Origin of the sequence: Achromobacter sp. SIMBA_011 (assembly GCF_046535435.1) — a bacterium.
GTDB lineage: Bacteria > Pseudomonadota > Gammaproteobacteria > Burkholderiales > Burkholderiaceae_B > Achromobacter > Achromobacter dolens.
Map to the genome: position 1 here is coordinate 1 of NZ_JAWRWN010000916.1, position 251 is coordinate 251.

The window sequence follows — 251 nt, forward strand, 5'->3', positions numbered from 1 at the left end:
GCGCCGACCACGGCGGCAAATGCGCCGAACTCCGGATTGAACAGGAAGCGCCAGGATATGCCGAGCAATGCAGGCGACATGGCGAAAGGTATTACGAGCAGCGTGCGCACACTCACCCGCATCATATCGGCACCGGCCAGAAGCAAAGCCAGCCCCATGGCGAGGATCATCGTGAAGAAAACGGAGAAGACCGTGAAGACCGACGTCACCCGGATGCTGTGCCAGAAATCCGGATCGTCCGTGATGACGCG

At 60.2% G+C, this 251-nt stretch carries 1 pseudogene; it reads right to left on the reverse strand.

The annotated features are described in order from the left end of the window. A pseudogene (locus SB816_RS33665) lies at positions 1 to 251 on the reverse strand (sugar ABC transporter permease); the annotation flags it as partial.